Consider the following 16,560-nt stretch of genomic DNA (forward strand, 5'->3'; position numbering starts at 1 on the left):
GTCCCGCCTACAGGAAGGAGTTGATCTCGATGGTCTCGGTGCGGCCGGGGCCGACACCGATCGCGGAGATCGGGGCGCCGGACATCTCCTCCAGCGCCTTCACGTACGCCTGCGCGTTCTTCGGCAGGTCACCGAAGGTCTTGGCCTTCGTGATGTCCTCCGACCAGCCCGGCAGCATCTCGTAGACCGGCTTCGCGTGGTGGAAGTCGGTCTGGCTGTACGGGAGCTCCTCGACGCGCTTGCCGTCGATCTCGTACGCCACGCACACCGGGATCTGCTCCCAGCCGGTCAGCACGTCCAGCTTGGTGAGGAAGAAGTCGGTGAGACCGTTGACCCGGGTCGCGTACCGCGCGATGACCGCGTCGAACCAGCCGCAGCGACGGTCACGGCCGGTGGTGACACCGCGCTCGCCACCGATCCGGCGCAGCGCCTCGCCGTCCTCGTCGAGCAGCTCCGTCGGGAACGGACCGGCGCCGACGCGGGTGGTGTACGCCTTGAGGATGCCGATGACCCGGCTGATCTTCGTCGGGCCCACGCCGGCACCGGTGCAGGCGCCGCCCGCGGTCGGGTTCGACGAGGTGACGAAGGGGTACGTGCCGTGGTCGACGTCGAGCAGCGTACCCTGACCGCCCTCGAAGAGGACGACCTTGCCCGCGTCGATGGCGTCGTTCAGGATCAGCGTCGTGTCGGCGACGTAGGGCTTGATCTGCTCCGCGTACTGGAGCATCTCTTCGACGATCTTGCCGGACTCGATGGCGCGGCGGTTGAAGACCTTGGCGAGGAGCTGGTTCTTCTGCTCCAGGGCCGCGTCGACCTTCTGCTCCAGGATCGACTCGTCGTAGAGGTCCTGGACGCGGATGCCCACCCGGTTGATCTTGTCGGCGTACGTCGGGCCGATGCCACGGCCGGTCGTGCCGATCTTGCGCTTCCCGAGGAACCGTTCCGTCACCTTGTCGATCGTGACGTTGTACGGGGTGATCAAATGGGCATTACCGCTGATCAGCAGCTTGGACGTGTCCACGCCGCGGTCGTTCAGCCCACTCAGCTCGGAGAGCAGGACGGCCGGGTCGACGACGACACCGTTTCCGATGACCGGGGTACACCCCGGCGAAAGGATTCCGGAGGGGAGGAGATGCAGTGCGTACTTCTGGTCGCCGACGACCACCGTATGGCCGGCGTTGTTGCCACCTTGGTAACGCACCACATAGTCCACGGATCCACCGAGGAGGTCGGTGGCCTTTCCCTTGCCCTCGTCACCCCACTGAGCACCGAGCAGCACAAGTGCGGGCACAGGCGTACACCCCTTCCGGGCGGGGCATGTCCAAGGTCAGGGGGCGTACGTAAACGTCGTACATGCCGTACGACGATGTACGACAAGGCCTGAACCGTCGAACCGGGTGCCCCGGAATAGACGAAGCCCCTGGCGCAATAGCGCAAGGGGCTCTTGCACCAAGATGCTACCCGAGGAAGGACCGAGGTGTCGGCTGCCCAGCCCCCCGGCGACGGTGCGCACCAGCTGCTGGTGGTCATCGACCCGGTCGCCCGCCGGACCGACGGCGAGTCCGTGCGTATCGCGAAGGACGTGCTGAGCGCCGGTTCGCACGCCAAGATCTGCCTGCCCGACGGGCCCGAGGAATTCGCCAGGGCCCTGTCCCGCCGGGGTGGCCGGCGGCCGGTGGTGGTCGGCGACGACCGTGCGCTGCGGCGGGCGGTGGCCCAGCTGCACCGGGAGCGGGAGCCGGCCGGGAGCGTGCTCTCACTGATCCCGGTCGGCACCTCGGCCGCGCTGGAACTGGCCCATTCGCTCGGCGTGCCCATGGGGGCGGTGGCGGCGGCGCGCACCGCGCTGGACGGCGCCGTGCGCAGGCTCGACCTGCTGGTCGACGACAGCGACGGCGTGGTCCTGGGCGCGCTGCACATCCCGGCGCTGAGCACGCTGCCGGGCGCGGCGGCCGCGCACACGGGCGTCACGGCGGTCTGGGACACCTGCCGCAACCTGGTCCGCACCCTGGTGCGCCCCGCCCCGCAGGCGCCCGCCACGCCGCCGCCCACGCACCGCCTGCGGGTCGAGGCCGACGGCGTGCTGCTGAACGACCTGGACCACCCGGTCGAATCGGTGACGGTGACCTCGCGGTGCGGGGACGAGGGCCTCGCGGAAGTGGTGATCCGCCCGCCTTCGGCCGATCCGGTGACGACGGAGGCGAAGGCCGTCACGGTCTCGGGCGCGGACTTCCGCTACCGGGCGGATATACAGGTCGGCGGCCCGGTCCGGACGAGGACGTGGACGGTGCGGGCGGGGGCCTGGGGGCTGATGCTGCCGGTGGCGGAGTAGCGGTGCGGGGCGGGGGCCGGGGCGGGACTGATGCTGCCGGTGACGACATGGCGGCCGGGGGCGGCGCCCTCGCCCTCGTCTGTCGCCGCGCCTGGTTCTGTGTCTGCGTCTGGCTCCGCGTCCACGCCTTCGTCCTCGTCTGCTTCTGCGTCCGTCGGGTACGGGGCCGTGGCCGCCTTGGCGCAGTCGCAGGCCGGGCGGCGGGCCCCGGCCACGGCGAGGCCGCGGCCGGTGGGCGATGTGCGGGCGGGCGGTGACCTGGTGGCGGGTGCCCATGCTCCGGCGGATCAGCGGGATCGGGCGGGCCTCGGGGTTGCTCGGGTACACCGTTGTCGTAGCCGTCGTGTGCGCGACCATGGGGGCCGACTCGGTCCCGGGCGCGCCGAGGGCCCTCGCGGTCCTGACCGGGATCGTGGGCGCCTACTGGATCTGGCGGACGTTCACCTCGGGCATCCCGGCAGCACGCCGGACGGCCCGTGCCGCCACTGCTCCGGAGCCCCGGACGCGGCGGTACGCGCTGCTGTTCGACGTGGGCGACGCGGCCGAGGGGGCCCTGCTGGTGATCTTCCCGGCCGAAGGGTCGGACGCGCTGCCGGAGGGGCTGGCGCGGATCGTGCCGCCGGGGCCGGACAAGTGCCCCTGGGCGGGGCTGCCCGCGCCGACCGGGACCGTCGAGCTGCGCGGGTGGCTGGACGCGGAGCGGGTGGTCGTCGCCTGGATCGAGGGGCGGCCGTACTGGCCGCAGGACGTGTACCAGGACGTCGACCCGTCCGACCCCGAAGCCCTCGAAGCCGTGGCGGAGCTGCTCCCCGGCCCGATGTGACGGTCACACGGGGCGGTTCGGGAGGTCGAGCGTCTTGCGGTGCTCGTGCCAGCGGCCCATCATCCCGACCAGCTCCGCCTGCAGGAACTCGAAGAACGCCACCGTCTCGGCGATCCGGGCACCGGCCGGGGTGTCCTCGCCCAGGATGCGGACGCCCTCCTTCAGGGTGTTCTCCCAGCGGGTCAGCACCCGGTCCCGGCTGGCGAAGGTGGAGAACCAGACCTCGTCGATCAGGCGGTAGCGGTCGCGGCGCGAGCCCGGGTCGCGCTCGCGGCCGACCATGCTGACCTGTGTGAGGTAGCTGACCGCGCCGGACACGGCCGCCGGGCTGATCTGCAGCGCCACGGCGAGCTCGGCGGAGGTCATGGACCCGTCGTCGTCCGCGAGGAGCGCGGCGAAGACCCGGGACGCCATCCGCTGCATCCCCGCCTCGGTCATCTCGGACGCGAACCGCTCCACGAACCGTGACACGGCCTCCTCGTCACGCCCGGAGCGCGTGTTCTCTTCGGTCTCGCTGGTCATCGCCCGATCGTCTCCCCTGATTTCCGGCCCCCGGTCTTTCGGCCCCGCCGTGACATCAACTTTATACGCTTCCTTAACTTCACAAATTTGTGAAACTAGCGTAGCTTCAAAACATGACGAAGGCGATTACGGTGGCCGGACTGCACAAGTCGTTCGGTCGCACACACGCGCTGGACGGCCTCGACCTCACCGTCGAGACCGGCGAGGTCCACGGCTTCCTCGGGCCCAACGGATCCGGGAAGTCCACCACCATCCGGGTGCTGCTGGGGCTGCTGCGGGCCGACTCCGGCGCCGCCCAGCTGCTCGGCCGCGACCCGTGGCACGACGCGGTGGAGCTCCACCGAAAGGTGGCGTACGTCCCGGGTGACGTCACGCTGTGGCGCAATCTCTCCGGCGGCGAGGTGATCGACCTGTACGGGAGCCTGCGTGGCGGCCTCGACCGGACCCGGCGCGCCGACCTCGTCGACCGGTTCGAGCTCGACCCGACCAAGAAGGGGCGTACGTACTCCAAGGGCAACCGCCAGAAGGTCGCCCTGGTCGCCGCCTTCGCCTCCGATGTGGATCTGCTGATCCTCGACGAACCCACCAGCGGACTCGACCCGCTGATGGAGGAGGTCTTCCAGGACTGTGTGGCCGAGGAGCGTGCGCGCGGGCGGACGATCCTGCTCTCCAGCCACATCCTCAGCGAGGTCGAGACGCTCTGCGACCGGGTCAGCATCATCCGCCAGGGGCGGACGGTCGAGACGGGATCGCTCGCGGACATGCGCCACCTGACGCGTACGAACATCAGCGCCGAGCTGGCCGCCGCGCCCGACGGACTCGCCCGGCTGCCCGGCGTCCACGACCTCGATGTGCAGGGCCTGCGGGTCACGCTCCAGGTCGACACGGACAAGCTGGACGCCGTCCTCAAGTCGCTCACCGCCTCCGGCGTACGGACGCTGACCAGCACTCCACCCACCCTGGAGGAGCTGTTCCTGCGCCACTACGCGTCGGACACCACGGACGACATCGGAAGCATCGGAAGCGGCGAGGGTGCGGGGGTGGTGGCGCGATGACCGTGACCATGACCACCCCGGCCGGTGCCCGGCGCCGGACCGGGGCCACGGCCGGGCAGCTCGCCGGGACGTGGCGGCTGCTGCGGCTGGCGCTGCGGCGCGACCGGATCATGATGCCGGTCTGGGTGCTCGTGCTCGGCGGCTCCTTCGCCTCCGTCGCCGGCTCCTTCACCTCGATCTACGGCACCGCCGGACAGCGCGCCGAGCTGGCCGCGTCGATGAACGGCAACAGCTCGCTCCGCGCCATGTACGGACCGGTCTTCGGCGACTCGGTCGGCGGGCTCGTGAGCTGGCGGATGGCCGCCTTCGGAGCGGTGCTGGCGGCCGTGATGAGCCTGATCGTCGTCGTCCGGCACACCCGGGAGGAAGAGGAGACCGGCCGTCAGGAGATGCTCTCCTCCGCGATGGTGGGGCGCCGTGCCCCGCTGACCGCCGCTCTGCTCGCCGCCGTGATCGCCAACGCGGCACTGGCGCTGGTCATCGCGGCGGGTCTGGCGGGATCGGGCGCGGGCGGTGCCGGGGCGGTGGCGCTCGCCCTGGGGGTCGCCGGGACGGGTGTGCTGTTCGCCTGCACGGCGGCGATCGCCGCACAGTTCACCGAGAGCGCCCGGCTCGCCAAGGGGGTCACGGCGGCGGTGATCGGTGCCGCGTTCGTCCTCAAGGCGGCGGGCGATTCGGCATCGGACGACGGCTCGTCCGTGCTGACCTGGCTCTCCCCCGTCGGCTGGGCGGAGAACGTCCGGGCGTACGCGGACGAGCGCTGGTGGGTGCTGCTCGTCTTCGCGGCGGCCGTCGCGGTGCAGGCCCTTCTGGCGTACGGGCTGGCCGGGCGGCGCGATGTCGGGATGAGCTTCCTGGCGACGAGACCGGGGCCCGCGCAGGGGCGGATCTCCACGGCGTTCGGGCTCGCGCTGCGGCTCCAGCGCGGTGCGCTGACCGGGTGGACGCTCTCCTTCGTGGTGGTCGGGGTCGCCTTCGGCGGGCTGACCGGCGGGGCGGCCGATCTCGTCGGCGACAACGCGAAGACCCGGGAGATTTTCGAGCGGATGGGCGGACAGGCCGGGCTGACCGACGCGTTCCTCGCCGCGATGGTCTCCGTGCTCGGGATGGTCGCGGCGCTGTACATCGTCGCGTCGGTGCTGCGGCTGCACGGCGAGGAGACCGCCGGGCGCGCCGAGCCGGTGCTGGCGGGCGGGGTGGGGCGGAGCGGCTGGGCGGCCGGCCATCTGGTCATCGCGTTCGGCGGGGCGGCCCTGCTCATGGCGGTCGGCGGCCTCGGTCTGGCCGTGGGCTACGGCCACGAGTTGCCGGCCGTGCTGGGTGCGTCGCTGGTGCAGCTGCCGGCGATCTGGCTGCTGGGCGGGGTGACGGTCCTGCTGTACGGGGTGTTCCCGAAGGCGGCGGTGGCGTCCTGGGGCGTCGCCGGGATCTGCCTGGCGCTGGGATGGCTCGGGCCCGCGGTCGACATGCCGCAGGTGGTGATGGACGTATCGCCGTTCACGCATCTGCCGAAGCTGCCGGGCGGCACGGGAATGGAATGGGGCCCGGTGCTCGCGCTCACCGCCGTCGCGGTGGTGCTGGTCGGGGCCGGGGTGGGGGCATTGCGCAGGCGCGATGTCCTGACGTGACGGTGACGCGGGGGCGGGAGTCCCACGGATGTGCCGGGGCCGGCACCCGGGGTGCAACCTCGCTGTGGCGTCCCCGCGTCACTCCATTCGTGGAGAACCGAAGCGGAACCGTCCGTGAAGCCGTCCGTGGGATCGCCGGATGCCTGGTCGTCGCCGGGGGCGCGGCCTCCGGGATGCTCGTCTGGGCGCCGTACGGCAGGCGCGGCTTCTTCGGCGGCTTCGAGGGTGCGACGGAGTGGAGCGTGCTCTGGCTCGGGCTGCCGGTCATGACGCTCGGCGGCATCACGGCCGGGCTCACTCTCGTCGCCCTCGGGGGCCGGAAGTGGCGGCGGGCACTCGGGGCGGCGACGGCACTCGCCGCCCTCACCGGTTTCGGGATGGCCTTCAACGTACTGGAGGGCCCGCCCCTGGCCTGTGGGCCGGTGTGCTGAGCGGGGAGCGGACCGGGAGCGGACCGGGGGAGCGGGCCGGGAGCAGATCAGGGAGTGGGTCGGGGGTCGGATCGGGGGACGGATCGGGGGCTGAGCGCCCGGCCCGTGCCCCGGCCCGCTCCCCGCTCCCCGTTCAGCACACCGGCCCGTCCCCCGGTCCGCTCCCCGCTCCCCGCTCCCCGCTCCCCACTCAGCGCACCGGCCCGCTCACAGCTCCACGCGGAGTTCCTTCAGGCCCCTGATCACATAGCCCGGGTTCCACTCCGGCTCGGCCGCCAGCCGCATCCCGGGGGCGCGGCGCAGCAGTTCGCCGAAGGACGCGGCCAGTTCGACCCGGGCCAGCGGGGCGCCCAGGCAGAAGTGGATGCCCGCGCCGAAGGTGATGTGCGGGTTGTCCTGCCGGGCCAGGTCCAGGGTGTCCGGGTCGTTGAAGCGGGCCGGGTCACGGTTGGCGGAGCCGAAGAGCAGGGCCACCTCCGAGCCGCGCGGGATGACCGTGCCGTCGATCTCGATGTCGTCGAGTACCCAGCGCTCGAACATCTGCAACGGGGTGTCGTACCGCATCAGCTCCTCGACCGCCGTCGGCAGCAGCCCGTGATCGGCCCGCAGGGCCGCCAGCTGTTCGGGGTGGCGCAGCAGCGTCCACCAGCCGTTCACGGTGGTGTTGACGGTCGCCTCGTGGCCCGCGTTCAGCAGCAGCACACAGGTGGAGATCATCTCCTGCTCGCTCAGCCGCTCGCCCTCGTCGTGGGCGGCGATGAGCGCGGAGATCAGATCCGTACCGGGGTTCTTGCGCCGCTCCTCGATCAGCTCGCGCAGATACCCGGAGAAGTCGAGCGAGGCGCGGACGGCGGCCCGGGCGGTCTCCTCGGACGGGTTCAGTTCGAACATGCCGCAGATCGCCGCCGACCAGGGCCGCAGCGGGCCCCGGTCGGACTCCGGGATGCCGAGCATCTCGGCGATGACGGCCACCGGCAGCGGCTCCGCGACCGCCGAGAGCAGATCGCCGCCGCCCGCCTCGACGAAGGAGTCGACCAGCTCGGCGGCCAGCCGCCGCACGGTCGGGACGAGCTGCTCGACCGTACGCGGGGTGAACGCCTTGGAGACCAGGCGCCGGATCCGGGTGTGGTCGGGGGCCTCCAGATCGAGGAGCCCCTGCCCGTTGAGGGTGTGGAAGGGCTCGTGCTCGGCGGGCGGCGGAGTGCGGCCGAACTCCTCGTGGGTGAAGCGGTGCAGATACGTGCGGCCGAGGCGGCGGTCGCGCAGCAGCGCGGACACATCCGCGTGGTGCGGGACGAGCCACTGGTCGGTCGGCTCGAAGCGGTGCACCCGGCCGGTGGCGCGCAGTGCGGCGTAGGCGGGGTACGGGTCGGCAACGAAGGCCGGTGACCAGGGGTCGAAGGGGGCATCGGCCGCGGAACGGGGAGACGGGTGCATAGCCGGACGCTAACCGCACCCCGCACCCGCCGACCACCCCTCACGCCCGGCTCAGGACGGCGTGACCAGCCGGGCCTCGTACGCGAAGACGGCCGCCTGGGTGCGGTCGCGCAGCCCCAGCTTCACCAGGATCCGGCTCACATGCGTCTTGATGGTGGACTCGGCGACCACCAGATGCGAGGCGATCTCGGCGTTGGACCGGCCCTGCGCGATGAGGACGAGCACCTCCGTCTCGCGTTCGGTGAGGTCGCCGACCCGGGCCAGCGCGGGCGAGCGCGGGACCTCCGCGAGCTTCGAGAACTCGTTGATCAGACGCTTGGTCACGGTCGGCGCGAGCAGCGCCTCGCCCGCGGCCACCACCCGTACCCCGTCCGCGAGCTGGCGCGCGGAGGCGTCCTTGAGGAGGAAGCCGGACGCCCCGGCGCGCAGCGCCTGGTACACGTACTCGTCGAGGTCGAAGGTGGTCAGCACCAGGACCTTGGCGTCCGCGTCGGCGGCGACGATCTCGCGGGTGGCCTCGATGCCGTTGAGTTCCGGCATCCGGATGTCCATCAGGACCACGTCGGGGCGCAGCGCCGCGACCTGTGCGATGGCCTGCCGGCCGTCGACGGCCTCGCCGACGACCTCGATCCCCGGCATGGCGTTGAGCAGCACCGAGAAGCCCTCGCGGACCATCATCTGGTCGTCCACGATCAACACCCGGATGGACGGGGCGGCGGGAGTACTCATGCCAGGTCCGCCTGTTCCCGGGGCTCGGAACCGGCCTGTACGGGGATGAACACCGTGATCTCGTACCCGCCCTCGGTGGTCGCGTCGGCCGTCATGTTCCCGTCCAGCATCGCGACCCGCTCCCGCATCCCGGTTATCCCGTGACCGGCCCCCGGCGAGGGCTTCACCGGGCCGGTGGGCGGCCCGTTGACGACGCGCAGGCCGAGCCCGCCCAGCACATAGCCGATCTCCACCTTGGCGGCGGCACCCGGTGCGTGCCGCAGCGTATTGCTGAGGGCCTCCTGAATGATCCGGTACGCCGACAGCTCGACCCCCTGCGGCAGTTCGCGCACCGCACCGGTGATGGTCTTCTCCGTCGTCAGCCCCGCCTCGCTCACATTGGCGAGGAGCCCGTCGAGCTGGGCGAGCGTCGGCTGCGGTGCGTCCGGCGCCTGGTAGTCCTCGGCCCGTACGACACCGAGGACCCGGCGCAGCTCGGTGAGGGCGGCGACGGCGTTCTCCCGGATCGTGACGAAGGCCTGTTCCAGCTCGGGCGGCGGATTCTCCACCCGGTACGGGGCGGCCTCGGCCTGGATCGCGACGACCGACATGTGGTGCGCGACCACGTCGTGCAGCTCACGGGCGATCGTGGTGCGCTCCTCCAGCAGCGTGCGCCGGTCGCGCTCGACGGCGGTCACGGTGCGCTGCACCGTCACCTCGCGCTCCGCGTCGCGGCGGATCTGCACCATGGAGACCACCAGCAGGGCGAACGCCGAGGTCAGGGCCATCCCGAAGGTGGTGGTCCCGGGCCGCCAGACGAGGTTCTCCATGACCACACCGAGCAGTACGGTCAGGCCCCACATCCAGGCGGCGGTGCGTCGGCCGGTCCTGGCCGCGACGGCGATCAGCACGACCAGATGCGCGAAGAACGTGACCGGCCCCCACGGCCACCCGTCCTCGCCGAACACCGCGGTCACCGGGGTCAGCAGCAGCGACAGCCAGAACGCGCCGACCGGCCTGACCAGCGTCATCAGCACGCTGATGGCCGGGAACAGCGCGACCAGCTGGGTGAGCGGATGGTGTGTCGAGGAGATCCCCAGCAGGAAGGTGATCAGCGCGACCAGCACCACGAACGCGTGCACCGCCCAGGTGGCGCGCTCCCGCACCCGCTTCGGCAGGCTGCGGATCACCGGCGCGTCGGTCCGCAGCCGGGGCAGCGGACGGTAGGCGAACGCATCGTGGAAGAGGGCCTGCCGGAGGCCGCCTATCGCCCCCGCCGCCAGCTGGAACTCCGGGGTTCTGCTCTTGGTCTCGGTCACGGTTCCACGTTAGGCGGCGGGCCGAACCCGGTCGTCAGCAGTGATACGGATTCCGGGCCGTCCATCGCAAGTACTACGGACTCCGCCGAGCGGCCCGCCCCGCGCTCACCAGGCTCACCAGGCGAGCTGTGCGAGCTCCTCCGCCACCACCGCGCAGGCGTCCGCGGCCGGGTCGATCAGCGGGTAGTGGCCGACGTCCGGCAGCAGGGTCAGCCCCACCGTCTCGCCCGCCTTCGCCGCCGCGTCGACGAACGCCTCCGGGACCGCCTGCGGCACATCGACGTCGGTGGTGCCCTGCACCACGGTGGTCGCGATGCCGGTGGGCAGCAGCGCGGCCGGGTCGGCGAACCGGGAGCGCTCCGCGAAGTCCTCCTCGCCGCCCAGGAGTTGACCGACCGCGCCGGAACACACGTCCAGCCCGACGGCGGTGGCGAAGTCCGCGATCGGCGCGAGGGCGACGACGCCCCGCAGCCGCGGCGGCGCGGGCAGCCGCCACGGCGAACCCTCGGGCAGTACGTGCCGGGCGGCGGCCCACAGCGCCAGCTGCCCGCCCGCCGAGTGCCCGGTCACCACGATCCGCCGGGCATCGGCCGCCGGGAGTTCCCGGGCCAGCAGCGCCGGCAGCGCGTCCATCGCCGCCGCGACATCGTCGAAGGTCTCCGGCCAGCGGCCCGCGACCGGGCCGGCATCCCGCTGCTGCGGGATGCCGCTGCCGCGCCGGTACTCGACGCTGGCGACGGCGAACCCGCGCCGGGCCAGGAAGTCCGCGAACGGCGACACATGCTGCCGGTCGTACGGCGCCCGCCACGCCCCGCCGTGCAGGACGACCACGACCGGTGCCCCGGTCCGCCCGTCGCGCGGGGCGTAGAAGTCGATCAGCTGGTCGGGGTGGCTGCCGTAGGCTGCGGAAGCGTCGGGGGCGACCGGTGGATGCGAGAGGGCCGACTCGGTCTCGGCTGCGTCCCGATCACGCGCGGCAGAATCCGACATGCTGCTCCAACCGTCCTGTAGCTGAGCCCAACTGGCCTGACCTGCGGGGACGGTACCAGTACGGAAGGTTCCCGTCCCCGCCCAGGATCAGGGCGCTACCGCCGGGCGACCACCTCGCCCAGCACCCGCGCCGCCCGCTCCACGTCCGCGAAACCGACGTACAGCGGAGTGAACCCGAACCGGAGCACGTCCGGCCTGCGCAGGTCCCCGACGACGCCCCGGGCGATGAGCTCGCTCATCACCGGCTCCGCGTCCTCGCAGCGCAGCGCGACCTGGCTGCCGCGCTCGGCGTGCGCGACCGGGGTCACCGGGACGGCCCGGTCCTCGGGCAGGTACTGCGCGACGCACTCCAGGAAGAAGTCCGTCAGCGCCAGGGACTTGGCCCGTACCGCCTCGATGGGCACCCCGTCCCACACGTCGAGGGCCGCTTCGAGCGCCAGCATCGAGAGGATGTCGGGGGTGCCGACCCGGCCTCGTACCGCGCCGTCGGCCGGGGTGTATCCGGGGGTCATGCCGAACGGGTCGGCGTGCGACGTCCACCCCGGCAGGGGCGAGTCGAAGGCCGCCTGGTGGCGCTCGGCGACGTAGATGTAGGCGGGCGAACCGGGGCCGCCGTTCAGGTACTTGTACGTGCAGCCGACCGCCAGGTCCACGCCGTGCTCGTCGAGGCCGACGGGCAGGGCGCCCGCGCTGTGGCACAGGTCCCAGATCGCGATGCCGCCCGCCGCGTGCACGGCGGCGGTGAGTCCGGGCAGGTCGTGGAGCCTGCCGGTGCGGTAGTCGACGTGGTTGAGCAGCACGGCCGCGGTACGGGGGCCCAGCGCGCCGGGCACCTCGGCCGGGGTGACCGGGACCAGCCGGTGGCCGGTCATCCGGGCCGCGGACTCGGCGATGTACCCGTCCGTGGGGAAGGTCGTCGCGTCGACGAGGATCTCGTCGCGCTCCCGGGGCGCCAGCCGGCTCGCGGCGACGACCGCCTTGAAGATGTTCACGCTGGTGGAGTCGCCCACCACGATCTGCCCGGCGGCGGCCCCGACGAGCGGGGCGATCCGGTCACCGATCCGTTCCGGCGCGGTCCACCAGCCGCTCTCATCCCAGGACCGGATGCGCAGCTCGCCCCACTCGCGGGTGAGGACCTCCTGCACCCGGGCGGGCACGTGCGCGGGCAGCGCGCCGAGCGAGTTGCCGTCGAGGTAGACGGTGTCGTCCAGGGTGAACAGCTTCCGCCGGTCCGCGAGCGGGTCGGCGGCGTCGAGTGCCGCGGCCCGCGCGGCGAGGTTCTCGGACATGGACGCGGAGGTCTCGGACACGGCTGCGGAGTTCTCAGACATGGCTGCGCGCCGTCCACAGTTCGGGGAAGACGTTCTTCGTGGCCCGCTTCTCCAGCCAGGCGACGCCGGCGGAGCCACCGGTACCGGTCTTCGAGCCCATCGCGCGCCGGGTGGCGACCAGATGGTCGTTGCGCCAGCGCCACACCAGCTCGCCGACGTCGGTGAGCGCCTCGCCGAGCCGGACCAGCTCGTCGTGGTGCTCGGGGTCCGCGTAGATCTCCGCCCAGACCGCCTCGACCTCCGGGGACGGCTCGTACTTCCGCGTCAGGTCCCGGCCGAGCACGGCCTGCGGTATGGCGAAGCCGCGCCGGGCGAGCAGCGCCAGCGTCTCGTCGTACAGCCCCGGCTCGGCGAGCGCCTTCTCCAGCTCGGCGTGGACACGGGGCGCGCCCCGGTGCGGCACCAGCATGGACGCGGCCTTGTCCCCGAGCAGGAACTCCATCCGCCGGTACATCGCCGACTGGAAACCGGAGCCCTCGCCGAGCGCGGAGCGGTAGGAGTTGAACTGGGCGGGGGTGAGCTGGGCGAGCGGGGTCCAGGAGGCGTTGAGCGCCTCCAGCTCCCGCACCGACCGCTTGAGCGCGTCGCGCGCGACGTTCAGCCGGTCCTCGCGCAGGGCGTGCGCGGCGGTCTCCCACTCATGGACGATGACGGTGAACCACAGCTCCATGACCTGGGTGGTGACCAGGAAGACCATCTCGCCCGGATCGTCGGAGCGAGGGTGCTGGAGATGGGTCAGGACATCCGCCTGGACATAGTCCTCGTACGGGGTCGTTCCCGCGAAGTCGAGGTGCGGGGTCTGCGCACCGGTGGCTTCGGGGTCGGGGTGGATCGTCGACATTGCTGTCTCCTCGACACGAGCTTCCGGGTAGCGGTCCGCCCCTTCCGTGAGGTGGTGGAGCTCCGGTCCCCTGTCGGCATCCTAAACGGACGCCCCACAAGCGCGCAGACCCCGCGGACGTACCACCGTCCACGGGGTCCGGACCGTCCGGCCCGCCGGACAGGCCCCAGGGCCTCTCGTTTGGATCATGCCGGGCTCGCGTGCCCCGGTGCCTGATCCGACCTGATCCAAACGAAAGACCCTAGCCGAGCGTCTCGGCCGCGGTGGGCGAGGAGTCGCGCAGGAACGCCGAGCAGCGCTCGTACTCCTCCTGCTCGCCGATCGCCCGCGCGGCCCGTGCCAGGGCGTGCAGGGCGCGCAGGAAGCCGCGGTTCGGCTCGTGCTCGAACGGCACCGGGCCGTGGCCCTTCCAGCCGGCCCGGCGCAGCGCGTCGAGGCCGCGGTGGTAGCCGGTGCGGGCGTAGGCGTACGACTCGACGACGCGGCCGCCGTCGTACGCCTCGTCGGCGAGCTGCGCCCAGGCCAGGGAGGAGGTCGGGTACTTCGCGGCGACATCGGCGGGGGCCGTGCCGTTCGCCAGCAGCTCGCGCGGCTCCGGGTCGTCGGGCAGATGGGTCGGGGGAGGTCCCCCGAGCAGGTTCTCGTGGATCGACATGGGTTCAAGTGTGCCTGGCGCCCACCCGCCCGGGGTACCCGGGCGCCGGTGTGCGCGGTCAGCTCGCGCCCGGCTTTCGCTCCTCCTCGTGCGCCGGTTCCAGGGGCGGTGCGACGATCCCGCAGTGCACCGTGCACTCGGGCCGCGCCTGCTCCTCCTCGTCCACCGTGACCAGGGGTCTGCGTACGGTCGCCCAGGCGATCGCGGCCCCCAGCACCAGCAGCCCGGCACACATCGGCATGGCCCGGCGGAAGGTCGCGGCGAACTCGCCGGCGTTCCGGTACGCCTCCGGGCCCATTCCGGCGAGCAGCGGCAGCGCGGCCACCGCGATCAGCCCGGCGGCGCGGGCGGCCGCGTTGTTGATCCCGCTGGCCAGACCGGCCCGTGCGGTGTCCACGGAGGCCAGGACGGTCGCGGTGAGCGGTGCGACCAGGGTGACCAGCCCGACGCCGAGCACGGCTACCGCGGGGAGCACGTCGGTGAGGTAGCCGGACACGGAGTTCGAGCCGGGCCCGACCCGCAGCATCAGCAGCATTCCGGCGGCGGCGACCAGCGGACCGGCGGTGAGCGGGATGCGGGGGCCGATGCGCTGGCCCAGTTCGCCCGAGGAGGCCGAGAAGAGCAGCATCAGGACGGTCGTCGGCAGCAGCGCCGTGCCCGCGCCGAGCGCCGAGTACCCGGCCACCACCTGGAGCTGGATCGCGGAGAGGAAGAAGTAGCCGCCGAGCGCCGCGTACACGCAGAGGGTGATCACATTGACGGCGGTGAACTGCCGGGACGCGAAGACCGAGGGCGGCAGCATCGGTTCCGCCCGGGTGCGTTCCACCCGTACGAAAACTGCCCCCAGCAGCACCCCGCCGACAGCCGTCCCGATCACCGCCCCGGACGCCCCCTGCGCCGGCGCCTCGATCAGCGCATAGGTCACCAGGGCGAGGGCCAGCGCCGCGAGCACGGCGCCCAGCACGTCGAAGCGCCCGTGTGCGCGCGGGTCACGCGATTCCGGTACGTGGCGCAGCGCCACCGGCACACAGACCGCGGCGAGCGGCACATTGAGCAGGAACACCCACCGCCAGCCCGGCCCGTCGACCAGATATCCGCCGACGAACGGCCCGACGGCGGCCCCGACCCCGCCCAGCCCCGACCACAGCCCTACCGCGCGGGCCCGGTCGTCGGGGTGGAAGCTCGCCTGGATCAGGGCCAGCGAACCGGGCGTGAGGAGCGCCCCGCCGATGCCCTGGAGGGCGCGGGCGGCGATCAGGACGACGGCGTTCGGCGCCAGTCCGCACAGCACCGAGGCGGCGGCGAACCAGACGACCCCGACGACGAAGACCCGCCGCCGCCCGTACCGGTCGCCCAGGGCGCCGCCGAGGAGGATCAGCCCGGCGAGGGTCAGCATGTAGGCGTTGACGGTCCACTGGAGGGCGGCCAGATCGGTGCCGAGGTCCTTGCCGATGCGGGGCAGCGCGACGTTGATGACGGTGGAGTCCAGCATGGCCATGCTGGAGCCGAGGACGGTGGTCAGGACGATCCAGCGCCCGGCGGCGGAGGCGACGCGGACGGCTCCCGGGTCCGCCGCACCGGCTGGCTCTGCTGCATCGGCTGCGTCAGGCATACGAGCAGCATCCCCGCTCCGCTCCGGGAGGGCCATCGGGCGGTGGCCCTCTCCGCAGCGGGTCAGCCGGCCAGGTCGACGGACGGGCGGCTGTCGCCCGCGCCGTTCCAGTCGACCCGGAAGCCGGCTTCGCGGAACGCCCCCACGACGAGCTCTCCGGCCTGTTCCGTCTTCCGGGTGGAGCCGTCCGGCGCGCCCCAGAACGCCAGGAGGAGGCGCCCCGTCGCACGGGCGTGCTCGGCGTCCTGGCCCGTGTAGTAGCAGAAGCCCACCAGGCCGTCCGGGCCGGAGTCCCGCCCCTCGGCGGCCTCGGAGCAGTCGTCGAAGCCGTCGGACTGGGTGGTGCCCGCGTCGGCGAGCGCGACGAACCCGGCCGCGTCCAGCCCGTCCAGCACCTTCCCGATCCGCTTCCTCGCCGCGCGCCACTGCGCCCGCGACAGCTTCCGCTCCGGCGCGGAAACCTCCTCGCCGGGTGCCGACGGCTCGATCCCGGCGGCGGCCGCCAACAGCGCGGCGACCTCCGGAGCCCAGGCGTTGACGGTGATGTGGTTGCCGTGACCGTCGGTGATGTCGGGGTCCGCCCCGCGGGCGATCAGCAGCTCGACCGCTTCGGGCGACTGCGAGAACTCGGCGGCGAGGTAGAGGGCGGTGCGCCCGTCGCCGCCCGGATGCTCGACGGGCGCACCGGCGTCCAGCAGCGCGGCGAGCACGGCGGCCGCACGGGCCGGGTCCGCCTCCGCGCCCATCGCGGCCCGGTGCAGCAGGCTCCACCCCTGCGCGTCGACCGCGGCGGCGTCGAATCCGGCCTCCAGCGCGGCCCGTACGGCCGCGAGATCGCCGTTGTGCGCGGCCTCGAACACATCCATCGGCGGCCCG

At 72.7% G+C, this 16,560-nt stretch carries 16 protein-coding genes; 5 read left to right on the top strand and 11 right to left on the bottom strand.

Translation table 11 applies throughout. From position 1 onward, the window contains the following. Positions 1-7: 7 nt before the first annotated feature. Positions 8-1,291, bottom strand: a complete 1,284-nt coding sequence (locus ABZ622_RS14240) for an adenylosuccinate synthase (RefSeq protein ID WP_093547661.1) — start codon at positions 1,289-1,291, stop codon at positions 8-10. 186 nt (positions 1,292-1,477) lie between these two features. On the opposite strand from ABZ622_RS14240, the gene ABZ622_RS14245 reads away from it, so the two are divergent. Continuing rightward, positions 1,478-2,332, top strand: coding sequence for a diacylglycerol kinase (locus ABZ622_RS14245; protein ID WP_360542826.1), 855 nt, complete (start codon positions 1,478-1,480; stop codon positions 2,330-2,332). Positions 2,333-2,606: 274 nt separating this feature from the next. Continuing rightward, the gene (locus ABZ622_RS14250) at positions 2,607-3,155 is read left to right on the top strand and encodes a hypothetical protein (RefSeq protein ID WP_360542829.1); all 549 of its coding nucleotides are present in this window, start codon (positions 2,607-2,609) and stop codon (positions 3,153-3,155) included. 3 nt (positions 3,156-3,158) lie between these two features. On the opposite strand, the gene ABZ622_RS14255 is transcribed toward ABZ622_RS14250, so the two are convergent. Continuing rightward, entirely contained in the window at positions 3,159-3,677 is a 519-nt protein-coding gene (locus ABZ622_RS14255) for a MarR family transcriptional regulator (protein WP_124719597.1), read from the bottom strand. A 113-nt stretch (positions 3,678-3,790) separates the two neighbouring features. Here ABZ622_RS14255 and ABZ622_RS14260 point away from each other — a divergent pair, with 113 nt between their 5' ends. From ABZ622_RS14260 to ABZ622_RS14270, 3 genes are all read left to right on the top strand, one after another. Then, a complete protein-coding gene (locus ABZ622_RS14260) occupies positions 3,791-4,732 on the top strand; it encodes an ABC transporter ATP-binding protein (RefSeq protein WP_360542831.1) in 942 nt (313 codons plus the stop codon). Next, positions 4,729-6,360 carry an ABC transporter permease gene (locus tag ABZ622_RS14265; RefSeq protein WP_360542833.1) on the top strand — a complete coding sequence of 544 codons (1,632 nt, stop codon included), beginning with the start codon at positions 4,729-4,731 and terminating at the stop codon, positions 6,358-6,360. The genes ABZ622_RS14260 and ABZ622_RS14265 overlap by 4 nt, the downstream gene beginning before the upstream one ends. Positions 6,361-6,449: 89 nt before the next feature. After that, the gene (locus tag ABZ622_RS14270) at positions 6,450-6,791 is read left to right on the top strand and encodes a hypothetical protein (protein ID WP_360542835.1); all 342 of its coding nucleotides are present in this window, start codon (positions 6,450-6,452) and stop codon (positions 6,789-6,791) included. Positions 6,792-6,998: 207 nt separating this feature from the next. Here ABZ622_RS14270 and ABZ622_RS14275 read toward each other — a convergent pair whose 3' ends face one another. The 9 genes from ABZ622_RS14275 to ABZ622_RS14315 all read right to left on the bottom strand — a co-directional run bounded on the left by ABZ622_RS14275 (position 6,999) and on the right by ABZ622_RS14315 (position 16,550). Further along, positions 6,999-8,228 (bottom strand): cytochrome P450, encoded by a 1,230-nt coding sequence (locus ABZ622_RS14275; RefSeq protein WP_360542837.1) that lies wholly within the window; start codon positions 8,226-8,228, stop codon positions 6,999-7,001. A gap of 51 nt (positions 8,229-8,279) precedes the next feature. Beyond that, entirely contained in the window at positions 8,280-8,957 is a 678-nt protein-coding gene (locus ABZ622_RS14280; protein WP_360542839.1) for a response regulator transcription factor, read from the bottom strand. Then, positions 8,954-10,255, bottom strand: a complete 1,302-nt coding sequence (locus ABZ622_RS14285; RefSeq protein ID WP_360542841.1) for a histidine kinase — start codon at positions 10,253-10,255, stop codon at positions 8,954-8,956. Before ABZ622_RS14285 ends, ABZ622_RS14280 begins: the two co-directional genes overlap by 4 nt. A gap of 114 nt (positions 10,256-10,369) precedes the next feature. Beyond that, on the bottom strand, positions 10,370-11,245 hold the full coding sequence (locus ABZ622_RS14290; protein ID WP_360542843.1) for an alpha/beta hydrolase: 876 nt from the start codon (positions 11,243-11,245) through the stop codon (positions 10,370-10,372). A 95-nt stretch (positions 11,246-11,340) separates the two neighbouring features. After that, the gene (gene kynU / locus ABZ622_RS14295) at positions 11,341-12,576 is read right to left on the bottom strand and encodes a kynureninase (RefSeq protein WP_360542845.1); all 1,236 of its coding nucleotides are present in this window, start codon (positions 12,574-12,576) and stop codon (positions 11,341-11,343) included. Beyond that, a complete protein-coding gene (locus tag ABZ622_RS14300; protein ID WP_259927947.1) occupies positions 12,569-13,417 on the bottom strand; it encodes a tryptophan 2,3-dioxygenase family protein in 849 nt (282 codons plus the stop codon). Before ABZ622_RS14300 ends, kynU begins: the two co-directional genes overlap by 8 nt. Positions 13,418-13,658: 241 nt before the next feature. After that, positions 13,659-14,072, bottom strand: coding sequence for a DUF3151 domain-containing protein (locus tag ABZ622_RS14305; RefSeq protein ID WP_360542847.1), 414 nt, complete (start codon positions 14,070-14,072; stop codon positions 13,659-13,661). Between the two features lie 58 nt (positions 14,073-14,130). Continuing rightward, positions 14,131-15,684 (bottom strand): MFS transporter, encoded by a 1,554-nt coding sequence (locus tag ABZ622_RS14310; RefSeq protein ID WP_360542849.1) that lies wholly within the window; start codon positions 15,682-15,684, stop codon positions 14,131-14,133. A 62-nt stretch (positions 15,685-15,746) separates the two neighbouring features. Then, positions 15,747-16,550 carry an ankyrin repeat domain-containing protein gene (locus ABZ622_RS14315; protein ID WP_360542851.1) on the bottom strand — a complete coding sequence of 268 codons (804 nt, stop codon included), beginning with the start codon at positions 16,548-16,550 and terminating at the stop codon, positions 15,747-15,749. Positions 16,551-16,560 lie beyond the last annotated feature (10 nt).

The sequence above is a fragment of the Streptomyces sp. NPDC007164 genome, from assembly GCF_040634135.1.
Lineage (GTDB): Bacteria > Actinomycetota > Actinomycetes > Streptomycetales > Streptomycetaceae > Streptomyces > Streptomyces sanglieri.